The sequence below is a fragment of the Micromonospora sp. NPDC049151 genome (genome assembly GCF_040648395.1).
Taxonomy (GTDB): Bacteria; Actinomycetota; Actinomycetes; order Mycobacteriales; family Micromonosporaceae; genus Micromonospora.
The window spans coordinates 332,641-350,522 of the sequence record NZ_JBEZDP010000002.1 but is presented as its reverse complement, the minus strand read 5'-3'; the positions used below and the strand labels follow the sequence as shown (position 1 = coordinate 350,522).

Genomic DNA, 17,882 nt, shown 5'->3' with positions numbered 1-17,882 from the left:
CGTTTCTCCGACGTGCGGGGCACGGCCGCAATGCGGAAGATGTCTGCCTGGCACCGCGCCCGGAACAATGAACTCTCGGCGTTCCACGATGGAAGGGGCCGCGATGCCACCCGGCGCGACAGAGCTGGACCTGCTCGGGACACCCGGAACAGAGCACGGAGACGGCACCGGCCCCGGTCCGGGGTTCTCCCGATGAGCGCGCCGGCGATCGAGACCGCGGGCCTGGCCAAGTCCTTCGGCGCCAACCGCGCGGTCGACGGCGTCGACCTTACGGTACCCGCCGGCACCGTCTACGGCCTGCTCGGCCCGAACGGGGCCGGCAAGACCACCGTGGTGCGCATGCTCGCCACGCTGCTGCGGCCCGACGGCGGCAGCGCCCATGTCTTCGGCAAGGACGTGGCGGCCGATCCCGACGCGGTACGCCGCCACATCAGCCTCACCGGCCAGTACGCCTCCGTCGACGAGGACCTGACCGGCGCGGAGAACCTGACTCTGCTGGCACGCCTGCTCGGTCACTCCCGGTCTGGTGCCCGTACCCGCGCCGAGCGGATTCTGGAGGCGTTCGGACTGACCGACGCGGCCGACCGGCAGGTGAAGAAGTACTCCGGGGGCATGCGCCGGCGCCTGGACATCGGCGCCAGCATCCTGAACACTCCGGACCTGCTGTTCCTGGACGAGCCGACGACCGGCCTCGACCCGCGTAGCCGCAACCAGGTCTGGGACATCATCCGGCTGGTGGTGGCGAACGGCACAACGGTATTACTGACCACGCAGTACCTGGACGAGGCCGACCGGCTGGCCGGACGCATCGCGGTGATCGACCACGGTCGGGTGATCGCCGAGGGCACGCCCGGGGAGCTGAAGTCCTCGGTGGGCGCGGGCACGATCCACGTCCGGATTCGCGACGCCGCGCAGCGGCTGGCCGCCGAACGCATCCTGGCCACCGCCCTGGAGACGACGATCGACCTGGACGCCGACCCGGTGGCGTTGTCGGCGCGTACCGCGGGCTCCGAGCAGGGCGCCACCGAGCAGGCCTCCCGCGCCCTGGCGGCGCTGGCCGGCGCCGGGATCGTCGTCGACGACTTCGCCCTCGGCCAGCCCAGCCTGGACGAGGTCTTCCTGGCTCTCACCGACCGGCCGGCACATGAGGAGGTCAGCGCATGAGCACCGCGACGAGCGCCCCCGATGCGCCCACGGTCTACATCCCGTCGGCGGAGACCCTTGCCGCGGTGCTGGCCCGCGACGAACGCCCACCGCGCCCGAGCTCGCTGTCGGCGTCACTGACCTTCGGCTGGCGGGCCATGCTGAAGATCAAGCATGTTCCCGAACAGCTTTTCGACGTGACGGCCTTTCCGCTCATCATGACGCTGATGTTCACTTACCTCTTCGGCGGGGCGCTGGCCGGCTCCACGGGTGAGTATCTGCAGTTCTTCCTGCCCGGCGTCATGGTCACCAGCGTCGTGATGATCACCATGTACACCGGTGTGGGCCTCAATATCGACATCGAGAAGGGCATCTTCGACCGCTTCCGCACCCTGTCGGTCTGGCGCCCCGCACCCCTGGTCGGCATGATCTTCGGCGACGTCGTGCGCTACATCCTGGCAGCCGTGGTCATCATGTGCGTCGGCCTGGTTCTCGGCTTCCGCCCCGAGGGCGGCCCAGCGGGCGTGGCCGCGGCGATCGGCCTGCTCGTGGTCTTCTCCTTCGGCTTCTCCTGGGTGTGGACCATGGTCGGTCTGCTCCTGCGCTCGGACAAGTCGGTGATGGGCTTCAGCTTCCTGGTCCTGATGCCCCTGACCTTCCTGAGCAACGTCTACGTCGACCCGCGCACGATGCCGGGCTGGCTGCAGGCATTCGTCGAGGTGAACCCGATCAGCCACCTGGTGACCGGCGTCCGTTCGATGATGGCCGGCGACTGGGACATGGCCGAGATCACCTGGACGCTGGCCGCGGCAGCGGCCCTCACGCTGATCTTCGGTGCCCTGACCATGCGCCTGTACAACCGCCGCTGAACCCTGCCGGCAGTGGGTGGACCCGGCCGGATGCCCGAGTGCGGCCGCAACACGTCTCCTGGATGGTGCCGATGACAGCCGTGACGCGGGATGACTGGACGCGGGCCCGGGCCGCTGTGCTCGACACCGGCCGACGCTTCGACGCGCTCGTCAGATCCGTACCCGATCCCGCGGCGATGGCGACCGCGGAGTGGTCCATCGCCGACTCCGCCGCCCATGTGCTGTCCATCGGCTCACTGTGTCTGCTGTTGCTCGACCCCGACGCGCCACCGCTGCCGGTGCCGGGCCTGCGTGAACTGCTGTCGGACACCAACGTCGACACCGTCGCCGACGCGAACTCCCACGTCATGCGGCACCTCACCGAGCGCGACCCGCGGGTCGTCCTGCACGAGCTGCGGACGTCGATCGAGCGCATCCTGCTCGTCACCCGTACCGCCGACCCGGCCTCCACCGTCACCTGGCTGGGCAACGCCCAGGTGACAGTGGCCGGGGTGCTCGCACACCTCGTCAACGAGATGCTCGTGCACGGCTGGGACATCGCGCGGGCGGCCCGCCTGCCGTGGCGGATGCCGGACGCCGACGCGGGGCTGTTCTTCGACCTGTTCCTCGTCGACATGATCCGTAACGACTACGGCGCGCTGCTCAACCCCTCGGTCCGCATGCCCCGCCGTCGCATCGCGGTCCAGTTCCGCTCCGCGCACACCACGACGGCGACATTGGCGCTGGACCGGGGCCGGGTCGTGGTCGCGCCGCCCGACGACCCGTACGACGTCAGCCTGACCTTCCGCCCGGCCCGCTTCAACCTGATGCTCTTCGGCCGCGTCGGCGCGCTGCGCGCCGCGGCCGCCCGGGACGTGATCGTCGGCGGCCCCCGCCCGTGGCGGTTACGGGCCTTCCTGCGGGTCGTGCACATGCCCAACAACGCCCGTGCCTGAACGGTGAGCCCATCGGTCCGCCTTCAGACCGAGACGGACAGGGCCGGGCCGCGGCAGACGCCGTCCACGGGCACGGGCGGAGACGACACGGCGAGCGAACGGCCGCAGGCTTGAGGCATACACCGATCCCCCCTCGACCGGAGGCTCCAAACGTGACAGCACACGACGTGATCGCCGATCTGACCGCCGGTGCCGAGGACGTCGACCGCATGGTCGCCGGTCTCACCGACGAGCAATGGACACTGCCCACGCCTGCCGAGGGCTGGACCGTCGCCCATCAGGTCGGTCATCTGGCCTTCGTCTTTCGCATCGCCGGCCTCGCCGCCGCCGACCCCGAGGCGTTCATCGCCCTGACCCAGCGCATCGGCACCGGCTTCGGCGCCTTCGACCGGGCTGTCAACGCCGCACTGGCGGAATACCTCGTGCTGCCGCGGCAAGCGCTCCTCGCCCGGTGGCGGGCCGAGCGTGACGCCGGCGTCGCGGCACTCGCGGCCGTTCCGGACGGGACGCTCGTACCGTGGCTCGTCCGGCCGATCCCGGCGCCCGTACTGTGCGCGGCCGGCATGACGGAGCTCTTCGCCCACGGCCAGGACATCGCCGACGCGCTCGGCGTTCAACGGCGACACACCGACCGCATCAGGCGGATCGTGGAGTTCGTCGTGCACACCTGGGAGTTCGGCTACCAGGCCAATGACCTGACCCCGCCGGCTGAGCAGTTCCGCTTCCAGGTCACGGCGCCTTCGGGCGAGCAGTGGACGTTCGGCCCGGCCGACGCGGCCCAGTCGGTCACCGGCTCCGCTGTCGACCTGTGCCTGCTCGCGACCCGCCGCCGCCATCACAGCGACCTGGGCCTCGTCGCCACCGGCGCGGACGCGCGCACGTGGATCGGGTTGGCGCAGGCCTACCGTGGCCCGGCCGGCAGGGGACGCGCGGCCGGTCAGTTCGCCGGCTCCCGGTCGCCCGCCTGACAGCGGGCGACGCCCCCCACCCGGCCGGGTTCGGCGGGAACGCGCCGGCAGCGGCGCCGCCGCACCCGGCCCGCGGCATGGCCCGCCGACTGGCCGCCACGGATGAGGAAGCGCCCATGTCCGGCACGACTCCGCCGTGTCGACAGTGGAGCGCTACGGTGTCCTCGCCCTCAGGGACCCGCGCAGGACCCGTAGGACGATGCCCGGCCTGAGCAGTGACGCCGGAGGCTGCACGAGGTTGAGCACCCGCAGGAACGCCGCGCCGAGCACCGCGTCGTGGCTGGCCGCGACATGCAGCCGGTGCACGAACCTGTTGGTGAGCCGCACCCGGGCCCCGCGCCGGCCCGGCACCTCAGGGAACCGCAGGTCGGTGCCGACCGCGATCGCCCACGGGCCGTCGATGATCCGGGCCGCGCCACGGAAGAAGCGAGGCGCGATCGCGGTGCCGTGCTCGGTGAGCAGGCGGCGCAGCAACAGCGCCTCCAGCGCCGCGACCGTCATGCCCTGCCCGTAGATGGGATTGAAGCTGCACAGGGCGTCGGCGACGACCAGGTATCCGGACGGGAACCGGCGCAGCCGCTCGTACCGCCGGCGGATGCTGGCCGGAAACCGCATCGTCACCGGCTCACCGGCCGGTGGGGCGGACCGGACGATCGTCGCGATGTGCGGTGCCGCCAGTCTCTCGGCGAATGCCGCCATGCCCGCGTCATCCGTCGGCGGCTGCTCGCCGAGCATGCCGTTCAGCGCGATCGCCACCCGGTCGCCTTCCAGAGCTGCGGCGATCCCGGCGCGGGGCGCCCCCGGTACGGCGTTCGTCAGCGCGCCGAGCAGGCCGTCAAGGTGCTCCGGGCAGCGCTGGTAGAGGCGGGTGACGTACGTGACGTCGACGCGGACCCGATCCTCCGGCGGCGGCCGGTAGCCGAGCTCGGCCAGCCACCGAGGGCTGCGGGAGGCGCGGCCCCCGGCGTCGACGACGAGGTCCGCCGTGATGGTGTACGGCGTCGCGGTCTGGCTGTGCGAGGCCACCTGGACGCCCGTGACGGTCATACCGCCGGTGTCGGTGAGCAGGCCGGTGACGTCGGTCCGCGGCACCAGCTCCACACCGGGCAGCTCGGCGACCCGGGTGCGGATCGCGTGCTCCAGCAGGGGGCGGCTCACCCCGACGCCGATGAGGTCCGACGGTGCCCGCCGCATGCGGTATCCGTCGTTGTACCAGTGGACCTGCTCGTGCAGGTCGACGATGGGCGCGCCGGCGTCGCGCAGTTGTGCGGACAGCCCCGGGAACAGTTCCTCGAGCACCGACCTGCCGCGGGCCAGCAGCACGTGCAGCTGCCGGTCCTGCGGCACGTGGCGGCGGCTCGCCGGTGTGTCGGGCAGCAGGTCCCGGTCGATCACGACCACCCGCGCGAAATGCTCGCTGAGCGCCCGGGCGGTAAGCAGGCCGCCCATGCTCGCACCGATCACCACCGCTGTCGCGTCACCAGCCATGACCCGGACAGTATTGACCGGAGTTGTTCGATGTCATATTGGTTCTTGCTCGACTGTCCGACGGTCAGGTGCCGTAACCCTCTTCCACGATGCGCGTGGCCATCGGCAGGTAGTCCTCCGGCCGCTGCGGCGCGAAGGTACCCAGCCCGTCGACGTAGCGGTTGTACATGCAGAACGCCGCGGCGATGAGCACGGTGTCGTGGATCTCGACGTCGTCGGCGCCCTCCGCCCGGGCGGCGTCGACGAGTTCGGCGGTCACCGCCCGGCCGCTCTGCTGGACCGCGCCGGCGATGCGCAGCAACGCTCGCAGCTTCGGTGACACCGGCGCCGAGTCCAGGTCCGCGCGCACCTTGTCCACCACGGCCATGCCAGCGTCGAGCTGGACGGCGGCGAACGCCGAGTGAGAGGAGCAACAGAAGGTGCATTCGTTGAGACCGGACACGTAGGCCGCGATCAGCTCCCGCTCGCCGGGCGGCATGGAGTGCGGTGCGCGCAGCAGCACTTCGGCGAGCATGTTGAGCGGCTCCGCGGTCTCCGGGCGGAACCGCATCGGGCCCGTGATGCCCGGAAACTCATGCTCGTCCACGCCCAGATCGATGTAAGCCATGCCGTACCGTGGCACGCGCCGATCGGGGGGACAACTTCCTGCGTGCGCAGTTGCCGCATCGACAGTGGCCCGCTCCGCCCGCCGGCCGCAGCGGGTCAGGCAGCGCGATCCGAGGGCCGGAGAACGTGCCGGAGTTCCGAGACGCACATCATGTAGCCGGTCGGTGTCGGCAGCCGGTCGAGGTAGTAGCGCAGGTCGGCGCCGAGCGCGAACACCCGGGTCGGGGTGCCGGTGCCGCGCGCGTCCTCGATCACCCGTCGCAGCCCGTCGAGGACGGCCGGGTGCCGGGTGCGGTAGGAGTCGGCGACAAGGTGGTTGCTGCGGTCGGCGGCGAGGTAGAACTGCACCAGGTCCTTGGTGCCGACGAACAGTTCGGCGGCACCGGCGGCGCAGATGTCCGACGTGGCGTGGACCGCGGCCGGCGTCTCGATGAACGCGGACAGGGGCGTCTCGGCCGGCAGGCCGAGATGTGGTCGCAACTTCGCGAACTCCTCGGCGTCGGTGAGGAACGGCGCCGAGAGATGCACCAGGTCGGCCTGAGCGCCGAGCTGACCGCGCAGGGTGTCCAGCATGACGTGCAGCGCCTGGGGATAGGCGGCCGACCGGAGCAGCCACCGGGTGCCGTGCAGGCCCATGTCGGGGTTGGGCTCGCTCGGCACCGTGGCCTCACCGGTGATGTGGGCGGCGTCGTTGGAGCGCAGGTCGAGCATACGCAGGATCAGCCGCTGGCCCGGCCGGAGCGCTTCCACGCATGCCCGCAGCTGGTCGGCGATCGCGCGTCCGTAGGCGTGCACGGCAGCCCCGCCGCGCAGGGCGTCGATCGGGCTGAGGCCTGCGGAGAAGCACAGGAACTCCTCCCGGACGAAGAACGACTCGACGGCAGTCGTACCCCCGGCTGTGGCGTTGAGGCCGCGGATGTCGCGAAGGTCGGCGATCACGGCGCAGGCCGAGCCGAGAACGTCCGGCGGCGGACCGGCCCGGCCGACGGCCGCCGCGCCGGCGCCGCCGCCGGCGCCCACGACGACAGTCGCCCGCTCCAGGTCGAGCGTCACCACGCCGACGAGCTTGTCGAGGTCGCCGGGGTCGACGCGCAGGACGGGGATGCCCTTGGCGCGGCAGACGGACTGCATGTGGCCGGTACGCCCGCCGGAGCCGCAGACGACGGCGCGGGCCGTCGTGAGCGCGTCGTACAGCCTCGGCGTGAGTGTCTGCGCGATGACGACCGAGCCCGCCACCGGTCGTTCGGTGCGGTTGCACGGCCCGTCCACCACGGATGTGGCTCCGCCGATGAGCAGCACGCCACGGATCTGTCGTTCGGTCACTGGTCGTCCGCCTCTCCCTCGTTCGTGATGCCCAGCTGCCGCCGCAGCTCGCGTGGCGTCACCGAAATGTCCGTGAGCTTCTCGAGCGCCGCCTGGTTGACCGCGGCACGCAGCAACCGGTCACCCGTCTCGGCCCGCACACCGTGGAAGTGATCGGAGCACAGGTGGCCGGCCAGCCGCGCGTCGAGTCGCTCCCGCTCCGCCCGGGACCGCGCGGCGAGCCGCCTGACCTCCACGGTGACGGCCTGCGCGAACCCGTCGCGGGTCGTCTCGGTGAGCGTGTGGCGCAGTTCCGTCGCGGCCCGTCGTGCGGCCCCGTCGCAGCGCAGCTCGAGCCGTTCGAGAACGTGCGCGGCGACCATGACGGAGTGGTTCTTGATCGCGGCGAGGTTGAACGCGAAGGCGCCGGTGCGACCGTTGCGGACGATCTCGTCGCCCTCGCGCATCACCCCGATGGCCGAGAGCACCTCAACCGGCTCGCCGTCGGGTCGTAGCGGCGTACCCCGGGTGTCGACCTCGATGCCGCGGCCGGTGCGGTGATGGGGAGTGACGACGTCGCCGGCCAGGAGGTTCGTCCACAACGGGGACTCGACGTGCGTGTAGTCGAACTCCCGGCCGAAGTTGCACACCACCAGGTCGGCCGGGAGGACGCGGGTGCCGGCCCCCGTCGCCACGACGACGTCGAGTCGCCCCGACGCCGCCGGGCCGACCTCCTCGATCCGGCCGACGACAAGCTCGACCGAGCCGTGGTCGGGGGACATGGCCTGCTCCACGATGGCAGTCGTGTAGGGCACCGCGCCGACTCGTAGCGAGGCGATCTGCGTGCTGAACTCCTTGAGCAGCTGCCGCAGCTCGTCGGTCGGGATCTGCGCGATGACCCGCGGGAGGTAGGGCTCCCATGCCTTCGCCACCCGTTCGGTGATGATCCGCTGGTGGATGTCGGGGTGCTCCGCGGTGATCGCGGCGCAGGCGGCCTCCCACTCGGCGTGGAGGCGTGCCAGGAAGTCCGAGCGGTCCCGGTACGGTTCGAACAGCCGTCCGGGGGCGGGGAGCTGGACCACGCCGTGCTCGTGGTGCTCGGGGTACGCGCGTGGCATCGTGCCCGACTTGGAGACCAGGCGGATGGTGCCGGTGTGACCCTGGCGCAGGAGCAGGGCCACGGAGTCGTACGCGCTCAGCACCGATCCGACGACCACGACGCTCGCGTCGGGCGGTGTATCCAGCAGCCGCCGTACGCCCTCCTCCGAGTACGGGTGCCGGATGAACGCGTCATGCCCCAGCACCTGGCCGGCGAACGCCGGTTCCCGGAGCTCCATGCCGGTCGCGAGGATCACGTGATCGGCCGTCAGGGTCTTCGTGTGCCCGGCGTCGTCGCCGGAGCCCAGCCGGATGGAGGCCACGACGTGGTCCGCGTGGATGTCGAGGTCGACCGCCTCACCCTCGGTCTCGATGAGTTCCACACCGGGGTACGCCTCGGCGCGGGCCGCGGCGACGCGATCGGTCAGGTAGTCGTGGTAGATCCGGCGTGGGGCGGGGCCGTGTCCGACGAATGTGAAGTCCCCCCAGGGCGCGGTCCATCCGCTGCGATCGGCCTCGTGATTGGCCCAGCGGACGAAGTCGTGGACGTCCTCGCGGAACGCGGACATGCGGCCGGCCTGGATGTTGAACACGTGATCCCAGGGGTTGCCGTCTCGGTGGTACGCCACCCCCGCGTAGCGGTAGTCCCGGCGACGCTCAAGCAAGACGATCTCGAGGGGTTCGCGGGCGAACTGCAGGAGCCGGATGGCTGTCGCCGTGCCGGCCAGCCCGGCACCGACGATGAGGACCCGAGGACGATGCATTCCTGCCTCCTTTTTGGATACCGGCAGCATGCATCGCCCGACGCCTGTCGATCAATTTCCTCCTCCTGAGCGACGCCCGTTCGTCATTCCCGGGGATCCGTTCGATGTTGGCGGCCGGGCGCGGAACGGCGCCACTTCACCAGTGCTGAAACCGGCGGCGCCCCACGCCACACCCCTATCGTCGGGACGAGGGCGGGTTGTCGGAACGCCGACAGGCGCGGCACGATGGGCGGTCGATGTGGTGGCCTGTTCGAGAAGCCGATCATGACCCTCGCGAAAGGGGAACGCATCCATGGAACAGATGACGGTGGCTCTCGCGCAGAGCGGCCATACGGCGACCATCGCCAGCGTTCGCGATTACACCATCGTGATGGATCGTCCGTCCTCCAACGGCGGATCGGACGCGGGCCCGATGGGTGGTGAGACGCTGCTCGCCTCGGTCGGTGGCTGCTTCATGAGCACTCTCTACGCCGCCGCCGAGGCCCGGTCCACCCGGGTCGAGGGCGCGACCTGTCGCGTCACCGGCGTGTTCGAGCCGAACCCCCGGCGGTTCGGTGCGATCCACATCGAGGTGTCGTGCGACTCGTGCCCGGCCGCGGACCTCGAACACCTCGTCGTGATCGCCGAACGCGGTTGCCTGGTGGCCGCGACCCTCAGGCAGGGCATGAAGGTGACCGCGTCGGTCGCCGTGCCGCCCGCCGCCGGGTGAACAGCGGGGCCGCCGCCGAAGTGCGCACGATGGAAGATGCGCTGGTCTTCGCCGACCGATACCTTCCGGTTCGTGACCTTGCCGATGGAACCGAGCGGTAGCGTTCCGTGTCCGCCGGTGCTGTCGCCCGTCTAGCCGCACTGCGAAGGAACTCACGATGATGGATGACACGCACGCCCGGACAGCCCCGTCCACCAGTTCGCCGGTCCCGGCCACCGAGCGACAGTCGGTCTGGAAGCACGGGGTCGTCGCGGCCGTCGTCGCCGCGATCGTCACCACCGTCCTCGCGGCGATCGCGTCGGCCGCCGGTGTGACGCTCGGGAACAGCGGCGAGACCATCCCGCTCCCCATGTTCACGGTGCTGACGCTGGTCCTCTCGCTCGTCGGTGTCGCCATCGCCGCCGTCATGGCGCGCAAGGCCCGTCGACCGCGGTCCACCTTCGTGCGGACGGCGGTGGCGCTGCTCGTGTTGTCCTTCATCCCGAGCGTCACGTTCGGCTTCGACGCCGGTGCCGCGGCAACCCTGGTCGCTCTGCACATCGTCGCCGCGGCGATCGTCGTGCCGGTCGTGGCGCGGCAGCTCCCGACCACACGCTGACCCGGCCGCGGCGCCGCCGCGCCCATCCAGTTCCAGCCCTCCCTCACCAGCGGGGCGCCGACGTCGGCGCCCCGCTGGGTCGCAACTGATCCAAATCGGCCCGGTCCGCTCGCATGTCACCCCGCGAAGCTCGTCGAAACGGTCCGCCCGCGTTGCCTCTGAGCAGGCTCGGTATCCGCGCAATCTGGGAGACAGCTCCCATGCACTCGCGTGCGAAGGTAGCCCGGAAGCCTTGGAGCCTCGATTGGAAGGTGAGCGGCTGATGGCTACTGCCGTGATCCAAAACGTGCGAGATGTCCTGACCGACTACCCCGGGCTCACGGAGGTCGCGGTCCTGGCCCACGAGCACGAAGCCCTCGGCCATGTCCTGGTGGCCTACATCGTGCTGCGTAGCGTCGGCCTCAACCTCACTGAGCTGTACAAGCACCTCAGGAAGCGGCTGCCGGGCAGCATGGTGCCGGCCGCCGTCACCGTCGTCGACGCCATTCCGGTCGACTCTGGGGGGACGGCCGACCCGCGCGCGTTGCCCCAACCCGACCTGCGGGGCCTGATGCCCTACCGGCCGCCGGACACTCCCCGCCAGGAAGCGCTCTGCACGATCTTCGCCGAGGTGCTCGCCCGGCCCCGGTGCGGTATGGACGACAACTTCTTCACCCTCGGCGGCGAGTCGATCGACGCCATGCTGATAGCCAGCCGCGCCAGCGCGGTACTCGGCCGGGACATCTCGATGGATGACCTGTTCGACGCGCCGACCGTGGCGGAGTTCGACCGGCTTCTGGACCTCATGCCGCTCAGGTAGGCACCGAGACGCCGGGCGGCCGGTTCACACCGGCAGGACTCCCGACATCGCGAGCCGCCGTCAGCGACGGCCCGGGGCTCGGTCCGGTTCCCGGATCCGGGAACCGGACCGAGCCCCGGCGCGATTTCTGAACCCCGCCTCGCGGCCCGGGCTCCGGCTCGGGCGAACCGCCCCCCGTCGGCGGGCGAATCGCATGGGCAACTGTGGAGATGCGCCGGGATAAATGGGCCGGGCAGGGTGGTCAGCGAACCGCCCGTCGTCGTGCGGAAACGATGCGAGTCAAGCGGCCGGCCGGGTCTGCCAATCGGAATGAGGTTGCCATGACTAATCCGTTCGAGGACGCCGACGCCCTGTATCTGGTCCTTGTCAATGACGAGGGGCAGCACAGTTTGTGGCCGTCCGGCATCGCCGTCCCAGATGGTTGGGTCACCGCGCAGGACACGGATTCCCGATCGAATTGCCTTCGGTACGTCGAAGAACACTGGACCGACATGCGTCCGCAGAGCCTGGTCCGGGCGGAACGGGCGTGAGTGTCGTGGAAACGCTGACGGAGGCCCAACGGGAACTGGTCGTCTCGCGGTGGAACGACACGGCGCGGGACGTGCCGGAAACGGTGTTGCCGGAGTTGTTCGTGGCGCAGGTGGCGCGGACGCCGGACGCGGTGGCGGTGGAGTTCGGTGGTGTGTCGTGGTCGTACGCGGAGTTGGATGCGCGGTCGAACCGGTTGGCGCGGTATCTGGTGGGGTTGGGTGCGGGGCCGGAGCGGGTGGTGGCTGTCGCGTTGCCGCGGTCGTTGGAGATGGTGGCGGCGGTGCTGGGTGTGGTGAAGGCGGGTGCGGCGTATCTGCCTGTGGATCCGGGGTATCCGGCGGACCGGATCGGGTTCATGCTCGCCGACGCCGCCCCGCGCCTGCTCATCAGTGACCGGGCCACGGCGCTGCGGCTGCCGGACGTGCCCGGCGTCGAGCTGGTGATCATCGATGACCCCCGGGTGGCCGAGCCGGTCGCCCGGCAGGACGGCAGCGGTGTGGGGGACGCGGACCGGCTCGCGCCGCTGCGTACCGCCCACCCGGCCTACGTGATCTACACGTCCGGGTCCACCGGGCGGCCCAAGGGCGTGGTGGTCAGCCACCGCGGCCTGGCGAGCCTGTCCGGTTTCCTCATCCGGACCTTCGAGATCGGGCCCGCGTCACGGGTGGGACAGGTGGCCTCGCTGAGTTTCGACGCGGCGGTCATGGAACTGATGATGTCGCTGCCCGCCGGGGCGGCCCTGGTCCTTCCCGAGCAGGGGCAACTGGCCGGGGAGGCGCTCGCTGACACGCTGCGCGACCTGCGGGCCACCCATGCCCTGGTCGGGCCGGCCTCCCTGGCCGGGGCGACGACGGACCAGATGCCCGGCCTGGAGTGCCTGATGGTCGGCGGTGAGGCGTGCCCGGGCGAGATCGCCGCCGAGTGGTCGAAGGGCCGGCGGATGTTCAACGCCTACGGCCCGACCGAGGCGACGGTGGCCACGACGATGAGTGGGCCGCTGTCGGGAGGGGACGCCCCGCCGATCGGGAGGCCTATCTGGAACGCGCGGGCGTACGTGCTCGACGATCGGCTGAGGCCGGTGCCGCCCGGTGTGGCGGGGGAGCTGTACCTGGCCGGGCCGAGCCTGGCGCGGGGTTACCTGGGCCAGCCCGGTCTCACCGCCGGCCGATTCGTGGCCTGCCCGTTCGCGTCCGGTGAGCGGATGTACCGGACCGGCGACCTGGTGCGCTGGCGCGACGACGGTGAGCTGGAATACCTGGGCCGCGTCGACGAGCAGGTCCAGGTCCGCGGATTCCGGGTCGAGCCGGGCGAGATCGAGGCCGTGCTGGCCGGGCAGCCCGGGGTGGCCCGAGCCGTGGTGATCATGCGGGAGGACCGCCCCGGCGACCAGCGCCTGGTGGGCTATGTCGTGCCGGCTGCCGGGAGCGAGCTGGACCCGGCCGGGATCCGGGCGGCCGTGGCAGCGGTGCTGCCCGTCTACATGGTGCCCGCCGCCGTGGTGGTCCTGGACGCGCTGCCGTTGACGGTGAACGGGAAGCTGGACCGGCGGGCGCTGCCGGCCCCGACGTTCGTCGGCGGCACCGGCCGGGCGCCGTCCACTCCCGCCGAGGAAATCCTGTGCGAGCTGTTCGCCCAGGTCCTCGGTGTGGACCGGGTCGGGGTGGACGACAACTTCTTCGACCTGGGTGGACACTCGCTCCTGGTGGCCCGGCTGATCAGCCGGGTGCGGTCGGTGCTCGGGGTGGAGCTGGAGATCCGGGCGGTGTTCGACCATCCCACGGTGGAGTCGCTGGCGCGGTCGCTGGACAGCGTCGGGGCGGCCCGGCCACCGCTGGAGCCGGGGGACCGGCCGGCACGCCTGCCGCTGTCGTTCGCGCAGCAGCGGTTGTGGTTCCTGGCGCAGGTGGAGGGGCCGAGCACCACCTACAACGTGCCGTTCGCGTGGCGGCTGCGGGGGCGGGTCGACACCGCCGCGCTGACCGCCGCCCTGGGTGACGTGGTCCGGCGGCACGAGACGCTGCGGACCGTGTTCCCGGCGGTGGACGGGCAGCCGTACCAGCGGGTGGTCCCGGCCGCGCTGGCGGTGCCGGAGGTAACCGTGGTGCCGGCTCAGGAGGACGAGCTGCCGGCGCTCACCGGGCGGGCGGCGCAGCACGTCTTCGACCTGGCCGGTGAACTGCCGGTGCGCGCCTGGGTGTTCGTGCTGGGGCCGGACGAGTGCGTGCTGGTGTTGCTCACGCACCACATCGCCAGCGACGGCTGGTCACTGGGCGTGCTGCTGGCGGACCTGGGGCAGGCGTACGAGGCGCGGCTGGCCGGGCACGCGCCGGAGTGGACCGAGCTGCCGGTCCAGTACGCGGACTACACGCTGTGGCAGCGCGGCCTCCTGGGCGCCGGCCAGGACGGCGGCAGCGTGCTGGCCCGGCAGGTGGAGTACTGGCAGTCGGCGCTGGCCGGTCTGCCCGAGCGGCTTGAGCTGCCGTTCGACCGGCCCCACCCGGCCCACCGCTCCTATCAGGGCGGGCAGGTCGACGTGGACGTGGACGCGGCTGTGCACCGCGGGCTGGTGGAGCTGGCGCGCCGGCACCAGGTGACGCTGTTCATGGTGCTCCAGGCCGGCCTCGCGGTCGTGCTGTCCCGCTCCGGGGCCGGTACCGACATCCCGATCGGCGTGCCGGTGGCCGGTCGAGGCGGTGACGAGAGGCTGCACAACCTGGTCGGGTTCTTCGTCAACACGCTGGTGATGCGGACCGACCTGTCGGGCGACCCGGACTTCGGGGAGTTGCTCCGCCGCGTCAGGGAGCAGGACCTGGCGGCCTACGCGCACCAGGACGTCCCGTTCGAACGGCTGGTGGAGGTGCTGAACCCGGTCCGGTCTACCACTCATCACCCCCTGTTCCAGGTGACGCTGGCCTCCGACGACGACACCAGCAGGGACTGGCGGGTCCACGGCCTGGAGTCCACGAACCTGCCGCTGCCCGAGCAGTCGGCCAAGTTCGACCTGTCGCTGACGTACCGGTCGCGACATGAGCCGGACGGCGCCCCCGGCGGGATCGGCGTCACCCTGGAGTACGCGGCGGACCTGTTCGACGCGAGCACCGCGCAGGCTCTGGCGGAGCGGCTGGTCCGGCTGCTGGGCCAGGTCGCCGCCGACCCGGGCCAGCGGGTCAGCGGCGTGGAGCTGCTGTCGGCGGCGGAACGCGAACTGGTCGTCTCGCGGTGGAACGACACCGCACGGGACGTGCCCGGTGTGGTCCTGCCGGAGTTGTTCGTGGCGCAGGCGGCGCGGACGCCGGACGCGGTGGCGGTGGAGTTCGGTGGTGTGTCGTGGTCGTACGCGGAGTTGGATGCGCGGTCGAACCGGTTGGCGCGGTATCTGGTGGGGTTGGGTGCGGGGCCGGAGCGGGTGGTGGCTGTCGCGTTGCCGCGGTCGTTGGAGATGGTGGCGGCGGTGCTGGGTGTGGTGAAGGCGGGTGCGGCGTATCTGCCTGTGGATCCGGGGTATCCGGCGGACCGGATCGCGTTCATGCTCGCCGACGCGGCGCCGATCGCGATGCTCACGACCCGGCAGCTCGACGCCGACCTGCCCGCCGCTGGCGTGCGGGTCGTCCTCGACGATCCGGCGGTGGCCGCCGACGTGGCGAGCCGGCCCGGCGGCGAGGTCGCCGACGGGGAGCGGATCGCGCCGCTGCTGCCCGGCCACCCGGCGTACGTGATCTACACGTCCGGGTCCACCGGGCGGCCCAAGGGCGTCGTCGTCAGCCACCGGGGCCTGCCCAGCCTGGCGGCGTTCCTGGTGCACACCTTCGAGACCAGGCCGGGGTCACGGGTGGCGCAGCTGCTCTCGCTGAGCTTCGACATGTCAATGGTGGAGCTGCTGTTGTCGTTGACCGCCGGAGCGGCGCTGGTGCTCCCCGAGCAGTGGCCGCTGGCCGGGGAGCCGTTGGCCGAGGCGTTCCACGAGCTCGGCATCACCCACGCGATGGTGGCGCCCAGCACGCTGGCCGGTGCGACGCCCGCCAAGGTGCCGGCCCTGGAGTGCCTCATCGTCGGGGGCGAGGCCAGCTCCGCCGAGCTGATCGCCGCGTGGTCGGCGGGCCGGCGGATCTACAACGGGTACGGCCCGACCGAGGCGACAGTGGGTACGACGATGAGCCGGCGGCTGTCCGGCGGCGGGGAGACACCGCCGATCGGGGTGCCGATGTGGAACGTGCGGGCGTACGTGCTCGACGAGCGGCTGGGTGTGGTACCGGCGGGGGTGCCCGGGGAGCTGTACCTGGCCGGGCCGTACCTGGCGCGGGGCTACCTGAACCGGCCCGGGCTGACCGCGGAGCGGTTCGTGGCCTGCCCGTTCGCACCCGGTGAGCGGATGTACCGGACCGGTGACCTGGTGCGCTGGCGCAACGACGGTCAGCTGGAGTTCCTGGGCCGGGTCGACGAGCAGGTCAAGCTTCGGGGCTTCCGGATCGAGCTGGGTGAGATCGAGGCCGTGCTGGCCGGGCAGCCCGGCGTGGCCCGGGCCGTGGTGGTGCTGCGGGAGGACCGCCCGGGCGATCGCCGCCTGGTCGGGTACGTGGTGCCCGAGGCCGACGGGGCTCACGAGGTGGACCCGGTCGCTGTCCGGGCCGCGGTGGGCCGGGCCCTGCCCGGACACATGGTGCCGTCCGCGGTCGTGGCCATCGACGAGCTGCCCAGGTCGGTGAACGGGAAGCTGGACCGGCGGGCGCTGCCCGCCCCGGACTACGCCACGGTGGCGGCCCGGCAACCGAGCACCCCGGCCGAGCGGGCCCTGTGCGAGTTGTTCGCCGAGGTGCTCGGGGTGGACCGGGTGGGCGTCGACGACAACTTCTTCGACCTGGGCGGGCATTCGCTGCTCGGCGCCGTGCTCGTCGCCCGGTTGGAGAACCAGCTCGGGGTCAAGATCAGCCTGCAGAACTTCCTCGCCAACCCGTCCGTCGGTGCGGTCGCCGCCCACGCGCCCTCGCAGACGGCCGGACAGTCCTGATCGGCACGAGACGACTCCCCGGAGGAGAAACGATGGATCTGGCGGCCAGGGGTGTGACCATCTACTCGACATGTCGGTCGAGCATCGGCTACGGCCAGGACTCCCACCTGCGCAAGCTGCTGGAGACCGCCCGGTGGGCCGATGAGGCCGGCTACCGCGGGGCCCTGCTGTACAGCGACAACACCTCGATCGACGCCTGGATGTCGGCCCAGGCCGCCATCGCGAACACCGCCGGCTTCGTGCCGCTCATCGCGGTCCAGCCGCTGGACAAGAGCCCGTTCGCGCTGGCCCGGGCGATCTCGTCCCTGGCCCACCTGTACGGACGGCAGGTCGACATCAACTACGTCAGCGGCGGCTTCAGCCGTGACCTGCGGGTCCAGGGTGACGCGCTGCCACACGACGCCCGGTACGACCGGCTCGTCGAGTACGTGACGATCGTCAGAGGGCTGCTCGACGGCGGCCTGACCAGTCACGAGGGGCGGTACTACAACTTCCGGCGGGCGCGGCTCACGACCCCGGTGCCCGCCGATCTGCTGCCCAGGGCGTACGTGTCCGGCTCGTCGGCGGCCAGCCTGCAGGCGGGAGAGTCACTGGGCCTCAGTCAGCTCTCCTTCCCGTTGCTGCCCGCCGAGTTCGCCAGTCCGGACACCCGCAAGAACAGGTTCGGTGCCGGCATCAGCATCGGCATCATCGCCCGTGACGACTCGTCCGAGGCATGGCGGATCGCGCACAAGCGGTTCCCGGCCGATCCGGACGGCGCGGAGCGGATGAAACTGCTCCTCTCGGCCGCGGTGTCGTCCTGGCAGCCCCAGCTCGCCTCCGTGCCGATCGCCGACGAGGGGGAGGGCGGGGCGTACTGGCTCGTTCCCTTCCGGTACCACCACACGTTCTGCCCGTACCTCGTCGGGAGCTACGACGAGGTGGCGCAGGCGGTGGCGACGTATCTGAAGGGCGGTGCCCGCACCTTCGTCTTCGACCTGCCGCAGGAACCCGACGACCTGTATCACACGCGGATCGCGGTGGAACGCGCCGTCGCGGCCCTGGACGGCGACCCGTCCTGACGCGCG

At 71.4% G+C, this 17,882-nt stretch carries 14 protein-coding genes; 10 read left to right on the top strand and 4 right to left on the bottom strand.

Annotated features, from left to right (window positions below; genetic code table 11):
- Positions 1-192 precede the first annotated feature (192 nt).
- The 4 genes from AB0B20_RS04430 to AB0B20_RS04415 all read left to right on the top strand — a co-directional run bounded on the left by AB0B20_RS04430 (position 193) and on the right by AB0B20_RS04415 (position 3,915).
- Entirely contained in the window at positions 193-1,164 is a 972-nt protein-coding gene (locus AB0B20_RS04430; protein WP_357391009.1) for an ATP-binding cassette domain-containing protein, read from the top strand.
- On the top strand, positions 1,161-2,012 hold the full coding sequence (locus tag AB0B20_RS04425) for an ABC transporter permease (RefSeq protein ID WP_357391011.1): 852 nt from the start codon (positions 1,161-1,163) through the stop codon (positions 2,010-2,012). Before AB0B20_RS04430 ends, AB0B20_RS04425 begins: the two co-directional genes overlap by 4 nt.
- A gap of 71 nt (positions 2,013-2,083) precedes the next feature.
- Positions 2,084-2,947, top strand: coding sequence for a maleylpyruvate isomerase N-terminal domain-containing protein (locus AB0B20_RS04420; protein ID WP_357468069.1), 864 nt, complete (start codon positions 2,084-2,086; stop codon positions 2,945-2,947).
- Positions 2,948-3,099: 152 nt separating this feature from the next.
- Positions 3,100-3,915 carry a TIGR03084 family metal-binding protein gene (locus AB0B20_RS04415; protein WP_357468066.1) on the top strand — a complete coding sequence of 272 codons (816 nt, stop codon included), beginning with the start codon at positions 3,100-3,102 and terminating at the stop codon, positions 3,913-3,915.
- 153 nt (positions 3,916-4,068) lie between these two features.
- Here AB0B20_RS04415 and AB0B20_RS04410 read toward each other — a convergent pair whose 3' ends face one another.
- The 4 genes from AB0B20_RS04410 to AB0B20_RS04395 form a co-directional block, all read right to left on the bottom strand.
- Positions 4,069-5,403: an FAD-dependent monooxygenase gene (locus AB0B20_RS04410; RefSeq protein ID WP_357468063.1), complete on the bottom strand. Its 1,335-nt coding sequence runs from the start codon at positions 5,401-5,403 to the stop codon at positions 4,069-4,071.
- Between the two features lie 64 nt (positions 5,404-5,467).
- Entirely contained in the window at positions 5,468-6,010 is a 543-nt protein-coding gene (locus AB0B20_RS04405) for a carboxymuconolactone decarboxylase family protein (RefSeq protein WP_357391029.1), read from the bottom strand.
- A 95-nt stretch (positions 6,011-6,105) separates the two neighbouring features.
- On the bottom strand, positions 6,106-7,332 hold the full coding sequence (locus tag AB0B20_RS04400; protein WP_357391019.1) for a putative PEP-binding protein: 1,227 nt from the start codon (positions 7,330-7,332) through the stop codon (positions 6,106-6,108).
- Positions 7,329-9,173, bottom strand: a complete 1,845-nt coding sequence (locus AB0B20_RS04395; protein ID WP_357391021.1) for an FAD/NAD(P)-binding protein — start codon at positions 9,171-9,173, stop codon at positions 7,329-7,331. The genes AB0B20_RS04400 and AB0B20_RS04395 overlap by 4 nt, the downstream gene beginning before the upstream one ends.
- Positions 9,174-9,465: 292 nt before the next feature.
- Between AB0B20_RS04395 and AB0B20_RS04390 the strand changes: the two genes are divergently transcribed.
- The 6 genes from AB0B20_RS04390 to AB0B20_RS04365 all read left to right on the top strand — a co-directional run bounded on the left by AB0B20_RS04390 (position 9,466) and on the right by AB0B20_RS04365 (position 17,876).
- Complete coding sequence (locus AB0B20_RS04390; protein ID WP_357468061.1) at positions 9,466-9,882, top strand: OsmC family protein; 417 nt, start codon at positions 9,466-9,468, stop codon at positions 9,880-9,882.
- Between the two features lie 157 nt (positions 9,883-10,039).
- A complete protein-coding gene (locus AB0B20_RS04385; RefSeq protein WP_357391025.1) occupies positions 10,040-10,480 on the top strand; it encodes a DUF6069 family protein in 441 nt (146 codons plus the stop codon).
- A 262-nt stretch (positions 10,481-10,742) separates the two neighbouring features.
- Positions 10,743-11,279: a phosphopantetheine-binding protein gene (locus AB0B20_RS04380; RefSeq protein WP_357391027.1), complete on the top strand. Its 537-nt coding sequence runs from the start codon at positions 10,743-10,745 to the stop codon at positions 11,277-11,279.
- Between the two features lie 320 nt (positions 11,280-11,599).
- Positions 11,600-11,809, top strand: a complete 210-nt coding sequence (locus AB0B20_RS04375; RefSeq protein ID WP_357387291.1) for an MbtH family protein — start codon at positions 11,600-11,602, stop codon at positions 11,807-11,809.
- Positions 11,806-16,815 (top strand): amino acid adenylation domain-containing protein, encoded by a 5,010-nt coding sequence (locus tag AB0B20_RS04370; protein ID WP_357468058.1) that lies wholly within the window; start codon positions 11,806-11,808, stop codon positions 16,813-16,815. Before AB0B20_RS04375 ends, AB0B20_RS04370 begins: the two co-directional genes overlap by 4 nt.
- Before the next feature lie 32 nt (positions 16,816-16,847).
- Positions 16,848-17,876 carry an LLM class flavin-dependent oxidoreductase gene (locus tag AB0B20_RS04365; RefSeq protein WP_357468055.1) on the top strand — a complete coding sequence of 343 codons (1,029 nt, stop codon included), beginning with the start codon at positions 16,848-16,850 and terminating at the stop codon, positions 17,874-17,876.
- Positions 17,877-17,882: the final 6 nt, after the last annotated feature.

Excerpts from the sequence above, each read along its gene's own strand:
- AB0B20_RS04430 (WP_357391009.1), top strand. The coding sequence starts at position 193 with ATGAGCGCGCCGGCGATCGAGACCGCGGGCCTGGCCAAGTCCTTCGGC.
- AB0B20_RS04395 (WP_357391021.1), bottom strand. The coding sequence starts at position 9,173 with ATGCATCGTCCTCGGGTCCTCATCGTCGGTGCCGGGCTGGCCGGCACG.
- AB0B20_RS04425 (WP_357391011.1), top strand. The coding sequence starts at position 1,161 with ATGAGCACCGCGACGAGCGCCCCCGATGCGCCCACGGTCTACATCCCG.
- AB0B20_RS04365 (WP_357468055.1), top strand. The coding sequence starts at position 16,848 with ATGGATCTGGCGGCCAGGGGTGTGACCATCTACTCGACATGTCGGTCG.
- AB0B20_RS04405 (WP_357391029.1), bottom strand. The coding sequence starts at position 6,010 with ATGGCTTACATCGATCTGGGCGTGGACGAGCATGAGTTTCCGGGCATC.
- AB0B20_RS04410 (WP_357468063.1), bottom strand. The coding sequence starts at position 5,403 with ATGGCTGGTGACGCGACAGCGGTGGTGATCGGTGCGAGCATGGGCGGC.
- AB0B20_RS04385 (WP_357391025.1), top strand. The coding sequence starts at position 10,040 with ATGATGGATGACACGCACGCCCGGACAGCCCCGTCCACCAGTTCGCCG.
- AB0B20_RS04380 (WP_357391027.1), top strand. The coding sequence starts at position 10,743 with ATGGCTACTGCCGTGATCCAAAACGTGCGAGATGTCCTGACCGACTAC.
- AB0B20_RS04375 (WP_357387291.1), top strand. The coding sequence starts at position 11,600 with ATGACTAATCCGTTCGAGGACGCCGACGCCCTGTATCTGGTCCTTGTC.
- AB0B20_RS04420 (WP_357468069.1), top strand. The coding sequence starts at position 2,084 with ATGACAGCCGTGACGCGGGATGACTGGACGCGGGCCCGGGCCGCTGTG.
- AB0B20_RS04390 (WP_357468061.1), top strand. The coding sequence starts at position 9,466 with ATGGAACAGATGACGGTGGCTCTCGCGCAGAGCGGCCATACGGCGACC.